Annotated in this window: 17 protein-coding genes; 14 read left to right on the forward strand and 3 right to left on the reverse strand. The window is 70.5% G+C overall.

Features of this window, described 5'->3' with window-relative positions; translation table 11 throughout:
- Positions 1 to 18: 18 nt before the first annotated feature.
- Complete coding sequence (gene treZ / locus VFW66_07570) at positions 19 to 1,980, reverse strand: malto-oligosyltrehalose trehalohydrolase (protein HEX5386537.1); 1,962 nt, start codon at positions 1,978 to 1,980, stop codon at positions 19 to 21.
- Between treZ and VFW66_07575 the strand changes: the two genes are divergently transcribed.
- The 11 genes from VFW66_07575 (at position 1,979) to VFW66_07625 (ending at position 14,689) form a co-directional block, all read left to right on the forward strand.
- Positions 1,979 to 2,650, forward strand: a complete 672-nt coding sequence (locus tag VFW66_07575; protein HEX5386538.1) for an MOSC N-terminal beta barrel domain-containing protein — start codon at positions 1,979 to 1,981, stop codon at positions 2,648 to 2,650. The two genes, treZ and VFW66_07575, sit on opposite strands and share 2 nt — an antisense overlap.
- Entirely contained in the window at positions 2,632 to 3,234 is a 603-nt protein-coding gene (locus tag VFW66_07580) for a DinB family protein (protein ID HEX5386539.1), read from the forward strand. Before VFW66_07575 ends, VFW66_07580 begins: the two co-directional genes overlap by 19 nt.
- Positions 3,235 to 3,249: 15 nt before the next feature.
- A complete protein-coding gene (locus VFW66_07585; protein HEX5386540.1) occupies positions 3,250 to 4,218 on the forward strand; it encodes a quinone oxidoreductase in 969 nt (322 codons plus the stop codon).
- 52 nt (positions 4,219 to 4,270) lie between these two features.
- The gene (locus VFW66_07590) at positions 4,271 to 5,518 is read left to right on the forward strand and encodes a DUF1015 family protein (GenBank protein ID HEX5386541.1); all 1,248 of its coding nucleotides are present in this window, start codon (positions 4,271 to 4,273) and stop codon (positions 5,516 to 5,518) included.
- Between the two features lie 15 nt (positions 5,519 to 5,533).
- On the forward strand, positions 5,534 to 6,751 hold the full coding sequence (locus VFW66_07595; protein HEX5386542.1) for an NAD(P)-dependent oxidoreductase: 1,218 nt from the start codon (positions 5,534 to 5,536) through the stop codon (positions 6,749 to 6,751).
- Between the two features lie 32 nt (positions 6,752 to 6,783).
- A complete protein-coding gene (serC, locus tag VFW66_07600) occupies positions 6,784 to 7,887 on the forward strand; it encodes a 3-phosphoserine/phosphohydroxythreonine transaminase (protein ID HEX5386543.1) in 1,104 nt (367 codons plus the stop codon).
- A 194-nt stretch (positions 7,888 to 8,081) separates the two neighbouring features.
- Positions 8,082 to 9,440, forward strand: a complete 1,359-nt coding sequence (gene egtB, locus VFW66_07605) for an ergothioneine biosynthesis protein EgtB (protein ID HEX5386544.1) — start codon at positions 8,082 to 8,084, stop codon at positions 9,438 to 9,440.
- Between the two features lie 19 nt (positions 9,441 to 9,459).
- Entirely contained in the window at positions 9,460 to 10,440 is a 981-nt protein-coding gene (gene egtD / locus VFW66_07610) for an L-histidine N(alpha)-methyltransferase (GenBank protein HEX5386545.1), read from the forward strand.
- Positions 10,437 to 11,720: a glutamate-cysteine ligase family protein gene (locus VFW66_07615; protein HEX5386546.1), complete on the forward strand. Its 1,284-nt coding sequence runs from the start codon at positions 10,437 to 10,439 to the stop codon at positions 11,718 to 11,720. The genes egtD and VFW66_07615 overlap by 4 nt, the downstream gene beginning before the upstream one ends.
- Before the next feature lie 52 nt (positions 11,721 to 11,772).
- Positions 11,773 to 13,566 (forward strand): DUF885 domain-containing protein, encoded by a 1,794-nt coding sequence (locus tag VFW66_07620; protein ID HEX5386547.1) that lies wholly within the window; start codon positions 11,773 to 11,775, stop codon positions 13,564 to 13,566.
- A gap of 181 nt (positions 13,567 to 13,747) precedes the next feature.
- Positions 13,748 to 14,689 carry a hypothetical protein gene (locus VFW66_07625; protein ID HEX5386548.1) on the forward strand — a complete coding sequence of 314 codons (942 nt, stop codon included), beginning with the start codon at positions 13,748 to 13,750 and terminating at the stop codon, positions 14,687 to 14,689.
- Positions 14,690 to 14,706: 17 nt separating this feature from the next.
- Here VFW66_07625 and VFW66_07630 read toward each other — a convergent pair whose 3' ends face one another.
- Both VFW66_07630 and VFW66_07635 read right to left on the reverse strand, forming a co-directional pair.
- A complete protein-coding gene (locus VFW66_07630) occupies positions 14,707 to 16,323 on the reverse strand; it encodes an O-antigen ligase family protein (protein ID HEX5386549.1) in 1,617 nt (538 codons plus the stop codon).
- Entirely contained in the window at positions 16,298 to 17,521 is a 1,224-nt protein-coding gene (locus tag VFW66_07635; protein HEX5386550.1) for a M48 family metallopeptidase, read from the reverse strand. Before VFW66_07635 ends, VFW66_07630 begins: the two co-directional genes overlap by 26 nt.
- A gap of 57 nt (positions 17,522 to 17,578) precedes the next feature.
- Between VFW66_07635 and sseA the strand changes: the two genes are divergently transcribed.
- From sseA to VFW66_07650, 3 genes are read left to right on the forward strand one after another with little or no spacing between them, the layout of a single operon-like run.
- Positions 17,579 to 18,445: a 3-mercaptopyruvate sulfurtransferase gene (gene sseA / locus VFW66_07640; protein ID HEX5386551.1), complete on the forward strand. Its 867-nt coding sequence runs from the start codon at positions 17,579 to 17,581 to the stop codon at positions 18,443 to 18,445.
- Positions 18,442 to 19,953 (forward strand): hypothetical protein, encoded by a 1,512-nt coding sequence (locus VFW66_07645; protein HEX5386552.1) that lies wholly within the window; start codon positions 18,442 to 18,444, stop codon positions 19,951 to 19,953. Before sseA ends, VFW66_07645 begins: the two co-directional genes overlap by 4 nt.
- Positions 19,954 to 19,961: 8 nt before the next feature.
- On the forward strand, positions 19,962 to 21,335 hold the full coding sequence (locus tag VFW66_07650) for an ethanolamine ammonia-lyase subunit EutB (GenBank protein ID HEX5386553.1): 1,374 nt from the start codon (positions 19,962 to 19,964) through the stop codon (positions 21,333 to 21,335).
- The last annotated feature ends 136 nt before the right edge of the window (positions 21,336 to 21,471 follow it).

The following is a 21,471-nucleotide window of genomic DNA, read 5'->3' on the forward strand; positions in this document are numbered from 1 at the left end:
CGGTGCGACGGCGCGGGACTACGATTCCTGCGCCGTCGCCACGAGCAGCATGGCCGAGGCGCCCGCAGCGAGGAGTCCACGCGCCGCGGGCGCCGACGTGCCGCCGCCGCCATAGCGCGGATCCTCCGACGACCAGCCGAGCGCCCAGCGGAGGCCGAGCGGCGGCGCGAGGAGCGGCTCGGCGCGCGCCACGAGCGACAGGTCGACGCCGAAATTGACGACGAGCAGGCGGTCCTCCGCCCCTGCGACCGCGGCAGTGTCACCGGCGCCGCTGCCACCGAAGAAACGAAGCACGAACGCGCGCTCGCCCAGCACGGCGCCGTCCACGCCGTGCACACCCTGCGCGCGAATGGTCGCATCCTCTCGCCGGAGCCGGATCAGGTCGCGGTGGAGTGCGAGCGCGTCGGCGTGCGGCCCTGTGCCACGCCACGCCGCGTCCCGCTCGCCCCGGTCGAGCTTGCAGCGCTCGAACGTCGACGGCGCTCCGGGGTCGGCGAGCTGCGCCTGCATGGCCGGCGCGGCCAGGCTCGCGAACTGGGCGAGGAACTTTGCGCGGCCTTCGCGCACGAGGCGCGCGAGATCGGGCGTGTGGTCCGCGAAAAAGAGAAATGGGCTTGAGGCGGCGAATTCTTCGCCCATGAAGAGCATCGGCGTGCCGGGTGCGAGCAGCACGAGCGCAGTCGCCGCGCGCCAGCAGCCGGGCTGCGCGAGCGCATGGAGCCGGAGCCCGCGCCCCGAGTGCGCGATCTGGTCGTGATTCTCGAGGAAGGTGACGAGCTGTGCCGAGGCCACGCCGCCGGCCGACGTGCCGAGCGCGGCGCGAGCGGGACGGGGTTGGCCCTGAAAGAGAATCCCATGCTTCACCGTGGAGACGAGCTCCTGGGGCGTGCCGTGGAAGTCGGCGTAGTATCCCTCGCGCCGGCCGGTGAGCGCCACGACGGCCGAATGGTGAAAGTCGTCGTTCCACATGGCGTCGAGGCCCAGGCCGCCTTCGCGCTCGGGCCGCACCTGCCGCGCGTCGAGCGGCTCGTTCTCGGCAACCACCAGCACGCCTCGGCCGCCCGCGCACTCGCGCACCCGGCGGCCGATGGCGGCGAGGATGTGGTCATCCGATGAATCTCTGACGGCGTGCGTCGCGTCGAGCCTGAGGCCGTCCACATGGAACTCGTCCACCCAGTAGCCGGCGTTGGCGAGGAAGAACTCGCGCACCGGCCCCGAGCACGGGCCGTCGAAATTGAGCGCTTCGCCCCATTGGGTGGGCTCGCGCGCGACGTAGTGCTCGCTGTACTGGCCGAGGTAGTTGCCGTCGGGGCCGAGGTGATTGTAGACCACGTCGAGCAGCACGCCCATACGCAGCGTGTGGGCGCGGTCCACGAAGGCGCGGAAATCGTCGGGCGTGCCGTAGAGGCGGGTGGGGGCGAAGAGGTCGACGCCGTCGTACCCCCAGCCGAAGCGGCCCGGAAAGTCAGCGACGGGCATGAGCTCGACGAGCGTGATGCCGAGCTCCGCAAGCGCGCCCAGCTCGCGCGCCGCCGCGGTCCAGGTGCCCTCGGCGGTGAAGGCTCCCACGTGCAGTTCATAGATCACCTGGCCCGGCAGGCGCACGCCCTGCCAGGCGCCGTCGGTCCAGCGGAAGGCGCCGGGGTCCACCACCATCGACGGGCCGTGCGGGCCCTCGGGTTGGAAGCGCGACGCGGGATCGGGAAAGGCGTCGTCGCCGTCCAGCCGGTAGCGATAGCGTGTCTCGGGCCCGGCGTCCGCGACCCAGCCCGAGTAGTATCCATCGGCTTCGCGCCCGAGCGGAATCTCGGCGGACGCGCCGCCGTCGAGCAGCACGCTCACGCGCCCCCGGCGAGGCGCCCAAACGCGGAAATGCACGCCGCCTCCCGGCTGCACCTCGGCGCCGATGGGGAGCCGGCGCGCGAGGACACCGGGCGCGGTGTCGCGAGGCGGCGGAGTGCCTTGACGCGAGTTGCGCATGGACTCAAGCATAGCAGCGTCGTTGCGGGTGGCCGAACTCTGGCGCTATCCGGTCAAGTCGATGGCGGGCCAGCGGCTCGAGCAGGTCGAGCTCGATGACAAGGGCTTCGCCGGTGACCGCATCGTGTACGTGCGCGGGCCGGCAGGCCGGGTGCTTACGGCGCGTACCCGCCCAACGCTGCTTGGGCACCGCGGCACGCTCGGCGCCGATGGCCAGCCGCTGGTGGACGGCCGCCCCTGGCGCTCGGCCGATGTCGCGGCCGACGTGGTGCGCGCGGCGGGCGACGGCGCCACGCTCGCGTACTACGACGGCATCAGTCGATTCGATCAGCTGCCGCTGCTCGTCGCAACCGACGGCGCGATCCGCGCCCTGGGCGAGGACGGCCGCCGGCTCCGGCCCAACCTCGTGATCGGCGGTGTCGCCGGCCTCGACGAGCGGAGCTGGGAGGGACGCACGCTCCGGATCGGTGGGGCGCTCGTGGGCGCGCGCGATCTCCGCGCCCGGTGCATCATGACGACGTTCGATCCGGACACGCTCGTGCAGAACACCGAAGTGCTCGAGCGGATCCGCCGCGAGTTTGAGGGTCGGCTCGCGCTCAACTGTTTCGTGATTCGTGGCGGCACGATCGCTGTGGGAGACGAGGTGACCCTGTGCGATACCAATTCCTGATCGACACCTACGCGACCGAACGGCTCAAGGTGCTCACGATCTGGAGCACGTTCCGCGACGGCGACCTTCCGGCACGCCCGCACCCGAGCGACCGCCGCGGCCGCAGCGTGCACGAGCATCTGGTGCACCAGTGCACCAGCGAGCACGCCTGGTTTCGCGACATGCTCGACATCGATACGGGCGCGGCACCATTGCCCGCCGACGAGACACGGCTCGAATTCATCCGCCGCTACGCCGAGGATTCGGCGCGGCGGCTCGAGCGCCTGCACGCGACGGATGACCCATGGTGGGAGCGGGAGGTCCGCTTCTTCGACGCGACCCGCTCGCGCGCGTGGGTGGTGGTGCGGCGCGTCGCCCACACGGCGCATCACCGCGGTCAGCTCGTCGAGCTGCTCCGCATGCTCGGTCGGTCGGTGTACAGCACGTACGGGCCCACGGCCGACACCGGCGGCCTGGCCATGAATGGCGCGCCCACGATCTACCCGTACCCCGACGCTGCGGCGCTCGTCGCGGGCGAGGCGGCAGGCGGCCGGGCGGCGCCATTGCCCGGTCCCGGTGTGCACGCGCCGACCGAGCGGCCCTGAAGCGGGAGACAGGCCGTGAAAGCCATTCGCATCCACGCCTTCGGCGGCCCGGAAGTGCTGCGGTTTGACGACGTGCCGGAGCCCACGCCCGGACCGGGGCAGGCGCTCGTCCGCCTCGAGGCGTCGGGCGTCAACTACATGGACATCTACCAGCGTGAGGGCCTCTACAAGGTTGCACTGCCCCATACGCTCGGTGCCGAGGGCGGTGGCACGGTGGAGGCCGTGGGCCCGGACGTCACGCTGGTGAAGCGCGGCGACCGTGTGGCCTGGTCCGGTGCGGGCGGCGCGTATGCGGACTACGCCGCCGTGCCCGCGGAGCGACTCGTGCTGCTCCCGCCGGGGGTCACGGCCAAGGTGGGTGCGGCCGTCATGCTGCAAGGTCTCACCGCAGACTACCTCGTGACTTCGACGTATCCCCTCACCCCGGGCGACCGCTGCCTGGTGCACGCCGCGGCGGGCGGCGTCGGGCTTCTGCTCTGCCAGATGGCGAAGCGCCGCGGCGCGCAGGTGATCGGGACAGTATCGACCGAGGCCAAGGCCGAGCTCGCCCGGCGCGCCGGTGCGGACGAAGTAATCCTCTACACCCGGCAGGACTTCGAGGTCGAGGTAAAGCAGATCACGGGCGGGGCGGGCGTGCAGGTGGTCTACGACTCCGTGGGGCGCACGACGTTCGCGAAGGGCCTCAATTGCCTCGCGCGCCGCGGCATGATGGTGCTCTACGGCCAATCGAGCGGCCCCGTGGCTCCGTTCGATCCACAGGTGCTCAACCAGAAAGGCTCGCTCTTTCTCACCCGGCCGAGCCTCGGGCACTACACCGCGACGCGAGAGGAACTGCTGGCCCGCGCCGCCCGCGTGCTCGGCGCGGTGGCCGACGGGTCGCTCGACGTGCGCATCGATCGGGAATATCCGCTGGCTGAAGCGGCCGCCGCGCAAGTGGCGCTCGCCTCGCGGGCAACGACGGGCAAGCTGCTGCTGGTTCCATAGCGCGCCGGCGGCACCGGTTTACGCCCCAACGTCGCTGGTTTACCGTTGTCGCATGCGCCTGCATCCCTTCCGCGCCCTTCGGCCGACCCCCGCGCTGGCGGCGCAGGTGGCGGCCGTCCCCTACGACGTGGTAAGTCGGGCGGAGGCGGCGGCGCTCGCCGAAGGAAATCCCCGCAGCTTTCTGCACGTCGGCCGGTCGGACATCGATCTTCCGCCCGACACCGATCCGCACGATGCGCGGGTCTATGCGGCGGCTCGCGAGGCGCTCGATCGATTCGCCGCCGAGGGCGTGCTGGTGCGCGACGCGGCGCCGGCGCTTTTCGTGTATCGGCAGGTGATGGACGGACGCGCGCAGACCGGCATCGTGGGTTGCGTTCACATCGACGACTACGAGCGCGACGTGATCCGGAAGCACGAGCGCACCCGGAAGGACAAGGAGGACGACCGCACCCGGCACGTGCTCACACTCAACGCGAACGCGGAGCCGGTCTTCCTGACCTATCGGCCGGTGCCCGAGATCGCGGCGCTCATGCGCACGGCCACCACGGGCGCGCCGCTCTACGACTTCGCCGCGCCCGACGGCGTGCGGCACACGGTCTGGCGGGTGGCCGATCCGGCGCCCTGGGTGCGGGAATTCGCCCGGGTGCCGCTCGCCTACGTGGCCGATGGGCATCACCGCTCGGCCAGCGCGTGGCGCGCCGGGCGGGAGCGCCGCGCCGCCGATGTGCGCGCGAGCGGTGGGGCCCCCGGCTCCGAAAGCGCCGCCGAGTACGAGTGGTTTCTCGCCGCGCTCTTTCCCTCGGACGAGCTGCGCATTCTGCCGTACAATCGCCTGGTGCGCGACCTCAACGGGCTCTCGCCCGACGCGTTCCGGGGCCGCCTGCGGGCGCTCGGCCAGCTCGCGCCCGCCGAGAGCCCGGAGCCCGGCGCGCCCGGCAGCTTCTGCTTTTTCTTCGACGGCCGGTGGGAGCGGCTCACGCTCGATCCGAAGTCCATCGATCGCGCCGATCCGATCGCCTCACTCGACGTGAGCCTCCTGCAGGACCGCGTACTCGGGCCGATCCTCGGCATCACCGACCCGCGCACCGATCCGCGCATTGATTTCGTCGGCGGCATCCGGGGGACGGCGGAGCTCGAGCACCGGGTCCGCTCGGGCGAGATGGCCCTCGCGGTTTCGTCCCTTGCTACGACGCTCGAGCAGCTCATGGCCGTGGCCGACGCGGGTGCCGTCATGCCGCCCAAGAGCACCTGGTTCGAGCCCAAGCTGCGCAGCGGGCTCTTCGTGCACGAACTCGGCTGATCTCACAAGGAGACCATGAAAGTCCTCATCGCGGACAAGTTCGAGCGGGTCGGTATCGACGGATTGAAGGAGCTTGGCTGCACCGTGATTTCGGCGCCCGACCTCACGGCCGAGACGCTGCCCGCCGCGCTCAAGGAGCACGATCCGCAGATCCTGATCGTCCGGAGCACCAAGGTGACGAGCCAGGCCCTCAAGAGCGGTGCGAGCCTCAGCCTCGTGATCCGCGCCGGCGCGGGCATCGACACGATCGACGTGGCCGCGGCGAGCGAGCTCGGCGTGTTCGTCTCGAATTGCCCGGGGAAGAACTCGGTGGCGGTCGCGGAGCTGGTGCTCGGCCTGCTGCTTGCCTGCGACCGCCGGATTCCCGACCAGGTGGCCGACCTGCGCGCGGGCCGGTGGAACAAGGCGGAATACTCGAAGTCACGGGGCCTGCACGGGCGGACGCTGGGGGTCGTGGGGCTGGGCCAGATCGGCCGCGAGATCGCGGCGCGCGCCCAGGCGTTCGGGATGCACGTCGCCGCGTGGTCCCGCCATCTCACGCTGGCCGAGGCCGAGCGGCTGGGCGTGCGTTACTGCCAGACGCCGCTCGAGGTGGCACGCGTGAGCGACGCGGTCTCGATCAACGTCGCCGCCAATGCCGACACCCGCAATCTGGTCAACGAGGAATTTCTCGGCGCAATGCGGCCCGGCGCCTACCTCATCAACACCTCACGCGGGAGCGTGGTGGACGAGGCGGCGCTGGCGGAGGCCGTCCGCAGCAAGGGCATCCGCGCGGGTCTCGACGTCTTCCAGAACGAGCCGGCCGGCGGCGCCGGGACGTTCGGCGGCGCCCTCGTGCGGGAGCCGGGCGTCTACGGGACGCACCACGTCGGGGCCTCGACCGAGCAAGCGCAGGTGGCCATCGCGCACGAGGTGCTCCGCATCGTGGAGGAATTTCTGGAGTCGGGCAGCGTCCCGAACTGCGTCAACCGGCTGGCGAAGAGCGCCGCGAGCCATATCCTGGCCGTGCGGCACCGGAATCGTCCCGGCGTCCTTGCCGACGTTTTCCGCCTCCTGGCCGACCGGGCGATCAACGTCGAGGAAGTCGAGAACATCATCTATCACGGTGCCCAAGCCACCTGCGCCCGCATCCACCTCGATGGCCGGCCGGACCGCGCCGCGCTCGAGGCCATCCGCAAGGGCAACGAGCATATCATTAGCGTGGAGCTGACCGAAATCGACGGCCGGAAATAGCCGCCGCGCCTCACCTCTCATCCCGGACGACCATGAGCGACCGCATCTACAACTTCAGCGCCGGTCCCGCCATTCTGCCCGAGCCGGTGCTCCGGCAGGCGCAGCAGGATCTCTGGGACATCGGCGACAGCGGGATCGGCATCGCGGAACACAGCCACCGCGGCAAGGTGTTCGAGCGGGTGCTCGCGGAGGCAGAGCAGAACTGCCGCGACCTGGCCGGCATTCCCGACGGCTACAAGGTGCTCTTCGTGCAGGGCGGCGCCTCGCTCCAGTTCTCCATGGTGCCGATGAATCTGCTGCCGAAGGGGGCGACGGCCGACTATCTGGTGACCGGCGTCTGGTCGGAAAAGGCGGTGAAGGAGGCCAAGCGCATCGGCACGGTGCACGCCGCGGCGTCGAGCGAGGACCAGAACTTCTGCTACATCCCCTCGGCTGAACAGATCCGGTGGTCGGCCGGTCCGGCGTACGCGCACATCACGACGAACAACACGATCTACGGGACCGAGTGGGGGAGCGAGCCCGAGGTGCCGGCGGGTGTTCCGCTCGTGGCCGACACCTCGAGCGACATGTTCAGCCGACCGATCGACGTGGCAAAGTACGGTCTGATCTACGCGGGCGCGCAGAAGAACCTGGGGCCGGCGGGCGTGGTGCTCGTGATCGCGCGGGACAACGTGATCGAAGCGGGGGCCAAGGAGCTGCCGACGATGCTCCAGTACCGCACGTACGCGGCCAACGACTCGATGTACAACACGCCGCCGACGTTCGCGATTTACGTCATGGCGCTTGTCTTCAAGTGGATCCGCGAGATGGGCGGGCTCCGCGCGATGGCGGAGCACAATGCCGAGAAGGCGAAGATCCTGTACGACTATCTCGACGTGAGCGAGTTCTTCCGCGGCACCGCTCGGCCCGACAGCCGGTCTCTCATGAACGTCTGCTTCCGCGCGCCGACCGAGGATCTCGAAGCCCGGTTCGTCACCGAGGCGGCCAAGCGCGGCATGGACGGGCTCAAGGGCCACCGCTCGGTGGGCGGCATGCGGGCGAGCATCTACAACGCGTTCCCCAAGCAGGGCGTCTCGGCGCTGGTCAACTTCATGAAGGAGTTCGAGCGCGCCAATCGGAGCGCCGTGACGGCGTAGCCCGCGCTCATCCCTCACGCCGCGCCCGTGGAACCTTTGCCCCGCACGGCTCGTTTGGCACTGTGGCAGGCGGTGTGACCTGGCGCACACCGCCGTCGCGTGGTGTTCGCGCATCTTTGCCGTCCGACTCGCCAAACAACCTGTTCGCCGACCTCCGGTCGCCGATTTGCCGACGTGCCCCGCACCGAGACGCCATGACCGATGTCGCCCCGTTGATCGAGCATTCCACGCGTCCCGCATCCGAGCCCTCGACGCCCGCTTCGCTTGCCGCGGCGCTCGCGGCCGAGCTGGCCCCGGCGCGCGCGCATACGCTGGAGCTCGTGGCGCCGCTCTCCACGGCGGACCTTCACGAGCAGCACGATCCGCTCATGAGCCCGATCATCTGGGACCTGGGCCACATCGCGCACTTCGAGGAGCTGTGGCTCACGCGGAACCTGGACGGCCCGATCGAGTTCGTCGAGATGCCGGGCCTCTACAATCCCTTCGAGCACCCGCGCCGAGAGCGTGGCACGCTCGCATTGCCTGGCCTCGCCGAGGTGCGCCGCGCGATGGAGGCGATCCGCGGCCGCGTGCTCGAGCGTCTGGCGCGGGCGGACTTCTCGCGCGGACCGGCGCTGCTCACCGGCGGTTATGTCTACCGCATGGTCTTGCAGCACGAGTACCAGCACTGCGAGACGATTCTCCAGACGTTGCAATTGAAGCGCGGCGCGCCCTACGCGCCGGCCTCCCGCTGCCGGCTGCCTGCGGGATCGCCGCCCGCCCCGGAGGGCGCAATGGTGCGCGTGCCCGGCGGCGAAATCGCGATCGGCACCGACGACCATACTGCGGCATACGACAACGAACGCCCGCGCCATCCGGTGGCGCTCGAGCCCTACTGGATGGACGTGACGCCGGTGACCAACGGCGCCTACCTCGCGTTCATCGACGCCGGCGGCTACCGGCGGCGCGAATGGTGGAGCGACGCGGGTTGGCGCTGGCTCACCGGCGCCGCCGTGTCCGCCCCGAAGCACTGGGAAAGCTCCCACGGCGAGTGGACCACGCGCACCATGGATCTGGTGCGGCCGCTCGACCCCGCACGTCCCGTCTGTCACGTGTCGTATTGGGAGGCCGAGGCCTACGCGCGCTTTGCCGGGAAGCGGCTCCCCACGGAATCGGAATGGGAGGCCGCGGCGGCGTGGGATCCCGCCTCCGGCACCGTGCGCCCGTATCCCTGGGGTGACGAGCCGCCGACGCCCGAGCACGCCAACCTGGGCCAGCGCGCGTTCGACACCGCGCCGGTGGGCGCGTACCCGCGCGGTCGGTCGGCCGTCGGCTGCTACGGTATGCTGGGCGACGTGTGGGAGTGGACCTCGAGCGACTTTACCGGCTACCCCGGTTTCGCGAGCTGGCCATATCGCGAATACTCGGAGGTCTTCTTCGGCGGCGAGTACAAGGTGCTGCGCGGCGGTTCGTGGGCAACGCAGCCCGGCGCCGTCCGCAACACCTTCCGCAACTGGGACTATCCCATTCGCCGCCAGATCTTCAGCGGCTTCCGGTGCGCCCGCGATGCGTAATCCGCGCGTGAGTGGCGCCATGCCGATCGGCGCGGCGGCGAGCGTCGCGACCGCCGCGGTCGCGCGGACTGGCAATCCGCGCATGCTGGCCGAGGTGGCCGCCGGCCTTGCCTCGCCGCAGAAGGAGCTGCCGCCGAAATACTTCTACGATCACCGCGGCTCCGAGCTGTTCGAGGAGATCACCCGCCTGCCCGAGTACTATCTCACCCGGGCCGAGCGCGCGTTGCTCGAGAGCTGGATGCCGCGCCTCGTCCCGGCGCTCGGCACCCGCACCCTCATCGAGCTCGGCGCGGGCGGCGCGGAGAAGAGCCGGGTCATTCTCGACGCCATGCGCGCGGCCGGCACGGCCGATCGCTACGTGCCGATCGATGTGAGCGCAGCATTTCTCCGGGAGACCGCCGCGGAGCTCCGGCGCGAATACCCCCACCTCGCCGTCTCGCCCGCCGTGTCCGACATCGCCGAGGAATTGAACTTGCCGCGGGACATCGCGAGCCCGGCGCTCTTTGCGTTTCTCGGCAGCACGATCGGCAACTTCTACCCTCCTGCCGCCATCCGGCTGCTCGCGCGGGTGCGCGCGGCGCTCGGACCCTGCGACCGATTCCTCATGGGGGCCGACCTGCGCAAGAGCCCTACCGTGATCGAGGCGGCCTACAACGATGCGCGCGGCGTCACGGCCGAGTTCAACCGCAACATGCTCCGGGTGCTGAATCGTGAGCTCGGCGCCGATTTCGACCTCGACGCCTTCGAACATCGCGCGTTCTACGATGACGAGGCGCACCGGATCGAGATGCACCTCGTGTCGATCCGGACTCAGACGGTGCGCGTGCCGGGGGTCGGTGAGGTGCGGTTTGCGCGAGGAGAGACGTTGCGCACCGAGATCAGTTGCAAGTACGACATCCCGAGCATTGCGGCGCTCTTCAATGCGGCCGGCTTGAGGCTCGAGACCTGGCGCACCGACGCCGGACGCCGGTTCGCGCTCGTTGTGGGGGCGCCCGCGTGACCGGGGCCGTGCGCCGGGCGCTCGCGGCGCATCTCCGGCATCATCTGTTCGAGCCGCCAGCCCCGCGCTCGATGCTGGCGCCGCGACGCCTCGGCGCCGAGGTGGAGTGGCTCGTGCTGGACGCGGCGAGCGGCCGCCCCTGTCCCATCGACTCCGGCGAGGGCGCCGATGGCGTTGCACCCGCCACGCTGCCGATGCTCCGCCGCTTCGGTGCGCGCCACGGCTGGACCGATCAGCGCACGCCGAAAGGCGCTCTCTGCTTTGCCGTGCGCGGCGGCGGCATGCTCACGTTCGAGCCGGGCGGCCAACTGGAGTACGCGAGCCCGCCCGCGCGCTCGCTCTCCGCGCTGGTGGAGCGGCTGCGCGGCGTCGCGGTCCCGCTCCGCGCCGCTGCGGCGGACGAAGGCATCGAGCTGCTCCCGGTCGGCATCGATCCGCGCAATCCGGCCGAGTCGGTGCCGTTGCAGCTCACCTGCGAGCGCTACCGCCGCATGGCCGGCCACTTCGCGCGCATCGGGCCCGGCGGCGCCCGGATGATGCGGCAGACGGCATCGTTTCAGGTAAGCCTCGACGTCACACCCACGCCCGGCGACGCCGCACCCGAGTGGCGCCTGCTCAACGCGCTCGCGCCGTGGGTCACCGCCATCTTTGCCAACTCGGCGCTCTACGCCGGCGAGAATACGGGGCACCGGAGCTTCCGCGCGCACTGCTGGCGTACGCTCGATCCGCGCCGCACCGGCCTTCCCTATGCGGAGGAGCGGGCCGTCGACGCCTACCTCGATTTTGCGCTCGGCGCCCCCGCGATTCTGCTGCCGACCATACGCGGCGAGTGCCAGCCGTTCGGCGAATGGCTCTGCCGTGCGGAGCCGAACGTGGAAGACTGGGAGGCGCACCTCACGACGCTCTTCCCCGACGTGCGCCCGCGCGGCCACCTCGAGATGCGCTCGTGCGACGCGCTCGACCCCGCCTGGTACGCGGCGCCGCTCGCATTCCTTGCGGGCATCGCCTACGAGCCCCGCGCGCGCGCCGCCGCGCTCGACGTCCTCCCCGCGCCCGACCTCGACCTCCTCACCCGAGCCGGCCGGTTCGGTCTGCATGACTCGACGATCGGGTCGATTGCGACCGATCTCGTCGCCATCGCGCTCGACGGCTGCGCGGTGCTCGGCCCCCGCTTCATCCATCCGGCCCACCTCGACGAGGCGCGCACGTATTTCGACCAGTACACGCGGCGCGGCATCTCCCCGGCCGAGGATCCGGCGGAGGCGGTCGCGACGCGATAGATTTCCGGCTCAGACCGCAAAGGAATCGGGAATGCGCTCGGCTTGTCCGCCGGTGTCCTCGCTCGCGCTCCCCCTCACGCTCGTCGCTGCTCTCGCCTGCTCCGCCCCCGCCGGGCAGGCGTCCCCAAGCACCGCCGCGCGGGATGCCGCACATGCGAGCGCCGCATCCGATGCGCTCGCCGCCCGCGTCGACTCCGTGGCGGACAGCTACGTGGCCGATCTGCTCACCACGTTCCCCGAGTTTGCGACCTCGCGCGGCATTCCCGGCGCGCGACACGATCGTCTGACCGACAACTCACTCGCCGCGTATGAGCGCTGGCAGCGGCGCGAGGACCGCTGGCTCGCCGAGCTCAGGGCGATAGATCCGACGCCGCTCCAGGGCCGCCCCGCGTGGGCCACGTACGCGATCCTCCGCGAGCGCCTGGAGGGCAGCGTCGAGCACCGGGTCTGTCACACGGAGCTGTGGAACCTGAACACGGCCCAAGGCTGGCAGGCGGGCTACGCGGTGCTCGCGCGCCTGCAACCGGTCGGGAGCGACAGCCTCCGCGCCCAGGCGCTCACCCGCGCCCGCGCGTTGCCGCGCCACATCGCCACCGAGGAGAGCAATCTCCGCAAGGGCGTGCACCGGGGCTACACGGCGCCCAAGGTGGTGGTGGAGGGTGTGATCCGGCAGCTCGATGCGCTGCTCGCCACGGCGCCGGATGCCTCGCCCTTCGCCTCGCCTGCCCAGCGCGATTCCACGCCGGCGTTCCGGCAGGCGATGGTCGGCATCGTCGCCGAGCAGATCGACCCCGCGCTCCGCCGTTTCCGCGACTATCTCTCCGCGGAGTATCTGCCTGCGGCCCGTTCCGCCATCGGCGTCTCCGCCAACCCTGACGGCGCTGCCTGCTACCGTGCATCGGTGCGCCAGTTCTCCACGCTCGACCTCCCCCCGGACTCCGTATTCGAGCGCGGCATGCGCAAGCTCGCCGAAATCGAGGACGAGATGCGCACCGTGGCCGAGCGGAACTTCGGCACCAGCGATCTGCCGGCGCTCCTCACGCGGCTGCGGGACGATCCCGAATTTACCTTCCGCACGCGCGAGGAGATCGTCGATTCCTCGCGCGCGGCGATCGAGCGGGCCCGCGCCGCCATCCCGAAGTGGTTCGGCATTCTCCCCAAGGCGCACGTCGTGATCGAGCAGCACCCGGAATTCCGCCAGCGGGCAGGCGCGGTGGCGCAGTACAACCCGCCGGCCCAGGACGGGAGCCGGCCGGGCATTTTCTACATCACGACCATCCATCCCGAGCACCAGAGCCGCGCGCTGCTCGAATCCACCGCGTTTCACGAGGCGATCCCCGGCCACCACCTGCAGATCACGATCGCCCAGGAGCGGGCCGGCTCGAATCCCGTGGCGCGCTACATCTTCAACTCGGGCTTCACCGAGGGTTGGGCGCTGTACGCTGAAGGCCTGGCCGACGAGATGGGTCTCTACGGCTCGGAGCTCGGGCGGCTCGGCATGCTGAGCAGCGCGGAGTTCCGCGCCGCGCGCCTCGTGCTCGACTCCGGTATCCACACGCGCGGGTGGACGCGCGATCAGGCGATCGAGTTCCTCACCCGCCACAGCGCCGAGCCGCCGCTCCAGGTTCGCGGCGAAATCGACCGTTACATCTCGTGGCCGGGCCAGGCCACCTCCTACATGCTCGGCAATCTCGAGATCCGCGCGCTCCGCAATGAGGCCAAGCAACGGCTCGGCAGCCGCTTCGACATCCGCGCCTTTCACGACCAGGTGCTGGGCGGCGGCGCGCTGCCGCTCCCGCGGCTGCGCGAGAAGATAGAGCGCTGGCTGAACCAGCCGGCGACGTAACCCCCACCCCATCGGCCCGGCTGGCGCCGGGCCTGCAACGGATGGCGCGTCAAGGGCTCTTAACGCCCCGAATGCGCCGGCGTCCTCCCGACCGTTCCAGCGATCCGATCGCGACAATCGTCGAGCCCGCGGTGCCGACCCCGATCAGGAGGGTGTGGTCATGTTCGCATCTCACCGGAGAATGCCGTTCCCGCCCGCGCTCGCCCTGGCGGCCTCGCTCGCGGGCGCCATGCTGCTCGCCGGGTGCAGTTCCGACGCGACATCGCCGAGCGGCACGCCCGCGCTGAGCCAGGCCGACGCCGATGCCGCGAGCGACGTCCTCGTGGCCGACGCCGCCGACCTGTCGGACGGCGCCACGAGCACCAGCAGCGCCCCGACCGGTGCCGACTTCTCGCTCACGGCGCGCGGCGCCCTCGGGCCCTGGTGGTCGCGCCTCTGCTCGCCCGCACCGACCATCACCACGCTGAACGCCACCACCAGCTACGTCTTTGTCGAATGCGGCATCAGCAATCCCAACCGGCCGCTCGAGGCCATCGTCCGGAACGGTGAGGTCGACGTGACCGCGCAGGCCGGGAGCCGCACGGTGGCCTTCAAGGATTTCTCGAAGGAATGGATCCGGATCGCGCTCACGACCGGCAAGCCCGACACCGCATCGGCCACGCGGAACGGCACCCGCGAGACCACGAGCGACGGCACCACCCTCACCCACAAGGTGTACGGCCTCGGCGACCCGGCGTCGACCGACATGCAGACCGACTTCGTGCACGTCGACCACTCGACGTCTCAGCATCTGCGCAATTGGAACAGCAGCTTCGCCGCTGACGTCGCCGGCTCGATCGTGAACGACGAGCCGCTCCCGAGCGGCACCTGGACGATCAGCGGCACCGGCACCTGGAGCCACACGCCGGCCGGGTCGGGTACGACCAGGAGCTGGACGTTCGTGGCGTCGACCAACGACCTGCATTACAACGCGACCTGCACCACGACCCCGCAATTCGACGCGGGCACCCTGAGCGTGAACGCGACGAATCGGCAGAACGGCAGCACGGCGACGTTCACGATCACGTTTACCGCGTGCGGCCAGTACACCACCACCATCACGCGGGCGCAATCGGTCGGCTGAGCCCCGCGCATCTTGTCTTACTTCGTCCGCCTCCCGCCATCCCGGCACGCGGCCAGCAGTCGCCGCGGCGCCGGGTGGTTGGGCAGGAGCCGGTGCGCCGCCTCGGCGTGCCGGCGCACCTCGGTGCAGCGGCCCCGATCCCGCGCGGCATACCCCAGCAACATCTGCATCCGGTAGCTGCCGGGGTCCATGCGGGCGGCCCACTCGAGCGTGGAGGTCGTCCTGCCGCCGTCGAAGAGCATCATGGCGCCGAGCTGGCTCGCGCTTCGGATGAGGAGGAGGAGACCGGTGAGCGCCACGGCGCCAGCCAACCGGCGCCTGCCGCCGTCGAGCAGATCGCGCTCAAACACCGGGCGCGGCGCCGGCTGCGTCAGCGCGCCGAGCGCCATGCCTACATAGAGCGTAGGCGCGGGCAGCAGCACCACGGCATCGAACGAGCCCGCCACCGCGAGCGCCAGCAGCACGAGCAGACCGCAAAAGCTCTCGAGACCCTCGGACGTGTCTGGCGCGCGGCGCCAGCGCTGCCACGCGCCGATCGCGAGCGCCGCGCCGGTTGCCAGCAGGAACACGAGCGCGGGAAGGCCGCGCTCGGCCACGATCGCCATCCAGTCGCTGCTGGGCCACGGATTCGTGGGGATGAAGTCGCCGGGGTCGAAGGCGGGGTCGCCGGGGAAGGTGTACTTGGGGTACGCGACGGGCCAGTTGCCCGGACCCACGCCGAACAACGGGTGATCGGCCGCGATCCGAAGCGTGTTCTGGTACTGGATCAGCCGCCCGTGGCCGCTCCCCTCCTTGTAGTTCGCCACGTCGAGGAGCGAATCCAGGTAGGGCGAATCCGACCTCCACTCCAGCGTATTCGGCAGCAGTAGCGCGAGCACGACGCCGGCGGACGCGGCGGCGCCGAGTGCCACCAGGCGGCTTCGCTGCCGCCGGTCTTGCCCGAGCCGGCCGCGCCAGTAGCCCTCCACCGCGAAGAATGTGATGCACACCCCGGCGCCGAGCCATGCCGCGCGCGACCGCGAGAGCACCAGCACCGCCGCCACGAGCGCCATGCCGGCCGTGGCCCACGCGAGGCCCGCGCCTCTCCGTGCCGAGAGTGCGAGGAGCAGCAGCAGTGGCAGCCCGAAGGTGACGAAATGCGCGACGAAGTTCCGGTTGCCGAACGTGCCGCCCGGCGCCCGGCGCTCGGAGAAGAGCCGCGACTCGATGCCGTACGCCTGCATGAGCGCGAGCGCGGCGGCGAGTACGATGCCCGCGGCAAGCGTCGTGACCAGCGCGCGCGCATAACCCTCGCGCGCCAGGGCGCGCGACGTCCAGAACGCGAGCGCTCCCGAGAGCGAGATCCCGAACGCGCGGAACGCAAGCCAGTGATTGACCGCCAGCAGCGCGGAGGCGAGCGAGAGGGCAAGAAACCCGGCGAGCGCCGCGTCCGCGAGCGAGAGGGTGACGCGCCGGGCGTGAACCAGAAGAAGCACCGAGGCGCCGCATGCGGCGAGGTGGAGCACGAGCTCCTTGGGAACGGAGTACCGGTCGAGGTCGAAGAGCGCCCAGGGCCCCGCCGCGACGACGGCCGCAATCGCCCCGAGCTGGAGAAGCCGGAGCGCCGGCTCAGCGCGCGCGGAAGCGGTCCCCATACTTGAGCGGCTGTCCGGTCTCCCAGGGGCGGTACGTATTGGCGAACTCGATGCGCTCGGCATCGCTCGGATGGCCATCGCGCCAGAGCAGGTCGATGAGCCCGTCGTAGGGCACGCCGAGGTTTTCCTTGTCCAGTTTCACGAAGGAACTTGCCGCAGCGTGGTTGTCCCGTGTGAGCTCGAGGCCGAACCGGTCCGCCTCGTGCTCCACGTGGCGCGAGACGAACAGCTCGAAAGGCGCGATGCCGAGCGAGATCACGCCGCCGAGCAGAAGCAGCAGCGGCACCGAGGCCGGATCCGCCAGCGTGGTGAACCCGAAGCGCCGGTCCCAGCGCGCGATGAGGCTCCCGGACCAGCGAAAGATGAGCCAGAGCGTAAGGACGATGGCCGCCCACGCGGTGAGCAGCAGCGCCGTCACGTGCCCCAGCACGTAGTGCCCCATCTCGTGGCCGAGCACGAACAGGATTTCGTCGGGCGTGAACTTCCGCAGGATCGTGTCGTAGAGCACGATTCGCTTGGTGCCGCCGATTCCGGCGACGTACGCGTTGAGCTTTTCGGTGTCGACGCTCTTGTTTACCTCGTACACCCGGCTGCCGGTGATGCCGGCGCGGTCAGCCTCGGCCAGGATCCGTCGCTCCAGCGTCTTGTTTTCCAGCGGCCCGAACCGATTGAAGAGCGGTGCGATCCAGACCGGCGCCACCACGAACCCGATGATGAGGAGCGGCAGCGCCGCGAGCCCCGTCCAGAGCCACCAGCGCCGCGCCCGGCGCAGGATGCCGTAGGCCACGAGCCCCACGATGGCACCGATCACGCAGCCGACCCCGAGGGCCGTGATCCAATCGCGCAGCCACTTGGCGAAGGTCTGATGCGTAAGCCCGTAGGCGTGCTCGCGCACGAAGCCTTCGTAGTAGCTGAGCGGGGCCACCACGAGGCTCGTGAGCACGAGGTAGACGATCGCGTAGACCACCACCGTGCCCGCCCAGCCTCGGCCCACCCGGCGCGCCGCGTTCCGCAATCCGGCCGACCAGCCCGTAAACAGGATGACCGCCGGAATCGCGAGCCCGATCAGGGTGTCGAGCACCCAGAGCACGGTGCCGGTTTCGTGATATCGCACCGCGAGCGCGCTCGGCACCGGCACCGCGACCACGCCGGAATCCGGCACCTGCTGGATCAGCGTCAACACCGCGGCGAGCGACACCGGTTCCTCCTTGGGCGTGTGATGGGCGGGGCCGGCCGCGCCACTGTATGATTGCGCATGCTCGAACGATCCCTCGTCACGACCGAGTGGCTCGCGGCCCATCTCGGCCGGCCCGACGTCCGCGTGGTGGATGGCTCGTGGTATCTGCCGAACAGCGGCCGCAACGCAGCGGCCGAATTTGCGGCCGGGCACATCCCGGGCGCGGTGTTCTTCGATCTCGACGCGTCGAGCGACCCGGCGAGCCCGCTGCCCCATATGTTGCCGGCCGCGGAAGCGTTCGCCGGGCGCATGGGCGCGCTCGGCCTCGATGATCGGAGCACGATCGTGGTCTACGATGGGTCGGGCGTAAACTTAAGCGCGCCGCGCGTCTGGTGGAGCCTTCGCGTTTTCGGCCACGCCGCCGTCGCGGTCCTCGACGGCGGCCTCGCGAAATGGCGCGCCGAGGGCCGCACGCTCGAGGCCGGCGTTCCAATCCCCGCCCGCGCGGATTTCACCGCGCGGCTCGACCCAGCGCGCGTGCGCGACCTCGCCCAGGTCCGCGCCAACGTCGCGACCCGTCGGGAACAGCTCGTCGACATGCGTCCGGCCCCGCGCTTCGAGGGCGCGGCGCCCGACCCCCGGCCCGGCGTCCGTCCCGGCCATATCCCTAGCAGCCGGAATCTTCCGTACACCGAACTCGCTTCTGTGGACGGCACCGTTCTTGCCCCCGCGGCCCTCCGTGCCAGGATAGGGGCAGCCGGCGTCGATCTCTCGCGGCCGATCATCGCCTCGTGCGGCTCGGCCACCAGCGCGTGCAGCTTCGTCCTCGCACTCCATCTGCTGGGCCACGATCAGGTTGCGGTATACGACGGAAGTTGGGCCGAGTGGGGCGGCCGCGCGGATACGCCCATCGCGCTCGGACCCCCGGGTAAGGAGCCGCCGTGAGCGTCAACATCGTCACCCCGCCATCCTACCCGCCTTCCCAATCCTCCATTCTCTCCAAGTTCGGTTTCGGCTGCGCCTTCGTCTTCGCATTGCCGTTCCTCGGGGCGGGCACGGTTGCGCTCGTCCATGCCCTCGGCAATCTGCATGAAGGGGATACCAGTTCGGCGGGGCTCGTTGGGACCGTCGCCCTTGTCTCGATTGGCGTTGGGACCGCGATCCTCGCCCTTGGCCTCGCCGCGAAGCAGGATCTGGAGCGCCAGACGATGCTCCGGGCCCGGTATCCCGACCAGCCATGGCGCTGGCGCACCGACTGGACAACCGGCCGCATCGCCGAAAAGGGGGCGCGTGGGGTGTACGCGTCGTGGGCCATGGCGGTGCTCTGGAATTTGATCGCGGTGCCGGCCGTGGTGCTCGGCGCCAAACCCGCGCTCTCGAGCGGCTATCCTGCGGCGTGGCTCGCGCTGGTGTTTCCGCTCGCCGGTGCCGTGCTCATCATCGTCGCGGCGCGGAGCTCGAGACGGCTGCACAAATTCGGTAAGTCGTACTTCGAACTGGATGCGCTACCCGGCGTAATCGGGCACGGGGTGAGCGGCACCGTGATGGCGAGCCTGCGGCTCGCGCCCGCCGATGGGTTCCATGCTACGCTGTCCTGCGTGGAGCTCGTCCCGACCGGGTCGGGCACGGATCGGACGGAGCGGGTGCTCTGGCAGGATTCGACGATGGCTCACGGGGAACGGGGCGCGGCGGCTCCGGGCGAAGGCGTGCGGCTCAGGGTCCCCCTTGCGTTCAGGATTCCGGCAGACCTGCCGCCGAGCGACGGCGAGCAGATCGCCGCGCGCACGATCTGGCGCCTCGACGTGAGCGCGCGTGTGTCCGGAGTGGACTACCACTCGAGTTTCGAGCTGCCGGTCTTTCGCACGCCGGCCAGCGACACGCCCCTCACCGAGGCCGAGGAGCGGCTCGGTCCGGCGGCGCCGCCGTTGGCGTGTCACCAGCCGGCCGGCTCGCCCATCCGCATCGAGGAAACGCCCCGCGGTGTCGCCATTCTCTTTCCGCCGGCGCGGAATCCCGCCGTCGCCGCCGGGTTCACCGCGTTTTCCGCCGCTTGGGGCGCGGTCGTGTGGGTGCTCCTCCGGGTCGAGGCACCGATCTTCATTTCGGCGGTGTTCGCCGCCTGCGAAGTGCTGCTCGTCTACACCGCGCTCCGAAGCTGGCTTCGTGTAGTATCCGTGACGGCGGACGCCGAAGGCGTGGCGATCGCGAGCGGAATCCTGTCGCCCGGCGCCGCGAGGCACGTACATTTCGCCGAGATTCAGGACGTGGAGGTGAAGATCGGGATGCAATCGAGGCGGCGGGTGTACTACGATCTCGTGATCGCGCGGAAAGATGGCGGCGCGGTCAACGCCGGCAGCGGCATCGCCGACAAGCACGAGGCGGAGTGGCTCGCCGCGCGCCTCCGGCAGGCCACGGGATTGAAGACTGGCGCGGAGCACGCCGCCGCGGGGTAAGCCGCCGCATGTACAGCCACACCGTCGGTCTCGTTCGTCATCATTTCGCTGATCTCAAGACGCTCCTCGCGCGCGCCACGCCGGCGCGCTCGGGCGACGCGCTCGCGGGGCTCGCGGCCGCGTCGGCCGAGGAGCGGGTCGCGGCACAGATGGCGCTCGCCGATCTTCCCCTCGCGACATTCCTTTCCGAGGCCGTCGTTCCCTACGAGACCGACGACATCACCCGGCTCATCCTCGATACTCACGATGCGGCCGCCTTCAGCGCCATCGGTCACCTCACCGTGGGTGGTTTCCGCGACTGGCTGCTCTCCTACGAGGCGGACGAGGCGGCGCTCGGCGGCATCGCACGCGGACTCACGCCCGAAATGGCCGCGGCGGTGAGCAAGCTGATGCGGCTCCAGGATCTCGTGCTGGTGGCGAGCCGCTGCCGCACGGTGACCCGCTTCCGCACCACGCTTGGCCTGGCCGGCCGCCTCTCGACCCGCTTGCAACCCAACCACCCGACCGACGATGCGCGCGGCATCGGCGCCAGCATCCTCGACGGCCTGGTGCTCGGCAGCGGCGACGCCGTGATCGGCATCAATCCGGCGGGCGACAGCCCCCGCGGCGTACGCGCGCTGCTCGAGCTGCTCGATGAATTGCGGCGGCGCTGGGAGATTCCGGTGCAGGCGTGCGTGCTGGCGCACGTGACGACGCAGCTCGAGGCGCTGGCGCACGGCGCGCCGATCGATCTCGTCTTCCAGAGCATCGCCGGCACCGAGGCGGCCAACGCCAGCTTCGGCGTGACGCTCGCACTGCTGGCTGAAGCCCGCGCCGCCGCGGAGGCGCTCGGCCGCGCGCCGGCGGGCGGCAACGTGATGTACTTCGAGACGGGGCAGGGGAGCGCCCTGTCATCCTCGGCGCACCACGGCGTGGACCAGCAGACGCTGGAGGCGCGCGCCTACGGGGTGGCGCGGCGCTACGCGCCGCTCCTCGTGAATACCGTTGTCGGTTTCATCGGCCCCGAGTACCTCTACGATGGCAAGCAAATCATCCGCGCCGGGCTCGAGGACCACTTCTGCGGCAAGCTGCTCGGCCTGCCGATGGGCTGCGACGTCTGCTACACCAATCACGCCGAGGCGGACCAGGACGACATGGACGCGCTGCTCACGCTGCTCGGCGCGGCAGGGTGCACCTACATCATGGGCGTGCCGGGCGCCGACGACGTGATGCTCCACTACCAGAGCACGTCATTTCACGACGCACTCTACCTTCGCCGCCTGCTCGGGCTGCGCCCGGCGCCCGAGTTCGAGGCGTGGCTCGGCCGCATGGGGGTAATAGATGCCGAGGGGCGAATGCTCCCAGGGGCGGAGCGGCGGTTGCTCGCGAGCGCGGGAGGCTAACCGGCCTGGACCAGCGCGTGGTCCACCATGCCCGGTCGATTGCCTTGGTGATCAGCAGGCGCAGGAGCACCTCGAGGGCAGCTCGGTGCGCCGGGCTCTCCGAAGCTTCGGCCAGCGCCCTGAACGCCCCCATCAC

It is taken from the genome of Gemmatimonadales bacterium (assembly GCA_036279355.1).
Lineage (GTDB): Bacteria > Gemmatimonadota > Gemmatimonadetes > Gemmatimonadales > GWC2-71-9 > DASQPE01.

Excerpts from the sequence above, each read along its gene's own strand:
- VFW66_07575 (HEX5386538.1), top strand. The coding sequence starts at position 1,979 with ATGGACTCAAGCATAGCAGCGTCGTTGCGGGTGGCCGAACTCTGGCGC.
- treZ (HEX5386537.1), bottom strand. The coding sequence starts at position 1,980 with ATGCGCAACTCGCGTCAAGGCACTCCGCCGCCTCGCGACACCGCGCCC.
- VFW66_07590 (HEX5386541.1), top strand. The coding sequence starts at position 4,271 with ATGCGCCTGCATCCCTTCCGCGCCCTTCGGCCGACCCCCGCGCTGGCG.
- VFW66_07595 (HEX5386542.1), top strand. The coding sequence starts at position 5,534 with ATGAAAGTCCTCATCGCGGACAAGTTCGAGCGGGTCGGTATCGACGGA.
- serC (HEX5386543.1), top strand. The coding sequence starts at position 6,784 with ATGAGCGACCGCATCTACAACTTCAGCGCCGGTCCCGCCATTCTGCCC.
- egtB (HEX5386544.1), top strand. The coding sequence starts at position 8,082 with ATGACCGATGTCGCCCCGTTGATCGAGCATTCCACGCGTCCCGCATCC.
- egtD (HEX5386545.1), top strand. The coding sequence starts at position 9,460 with ATGCCGATCGGCGCGGCGGCGAGCGTCGCGACCGCCGCGGTCGCGCGG.
- VFW66_07625 (HEX5386548.1), top strand. The coding sequence starts at position 13,748 with ATGCCGTTCCCGCCCGCGCTCGCCCTGGCGGCCTCGCTCGCGGGCGCC.
- VFW66_07630 (HEX5386549.1), bottom strand. The coding sequence starts at position 16,323 with ATGGGGACCGCTTCCGCGCGCGCTGAGCCGGCGCTCCGGCTTCTCCAG.
- sseA (HEX5386551.1), top strand. The coding sequence starts at position 17,579 with ATGCTCGAACGATCCCTCGTCACGACCGAGTGGCTCGCGGCCCATCTC.
- VFW66_07650 (HEX5386553.1), top strand. The coding sequence starts at position 19,962 with ATGTACAGCCACACCGTCGGTCTCGTTCGTCATCATTTCGCTGATCTC.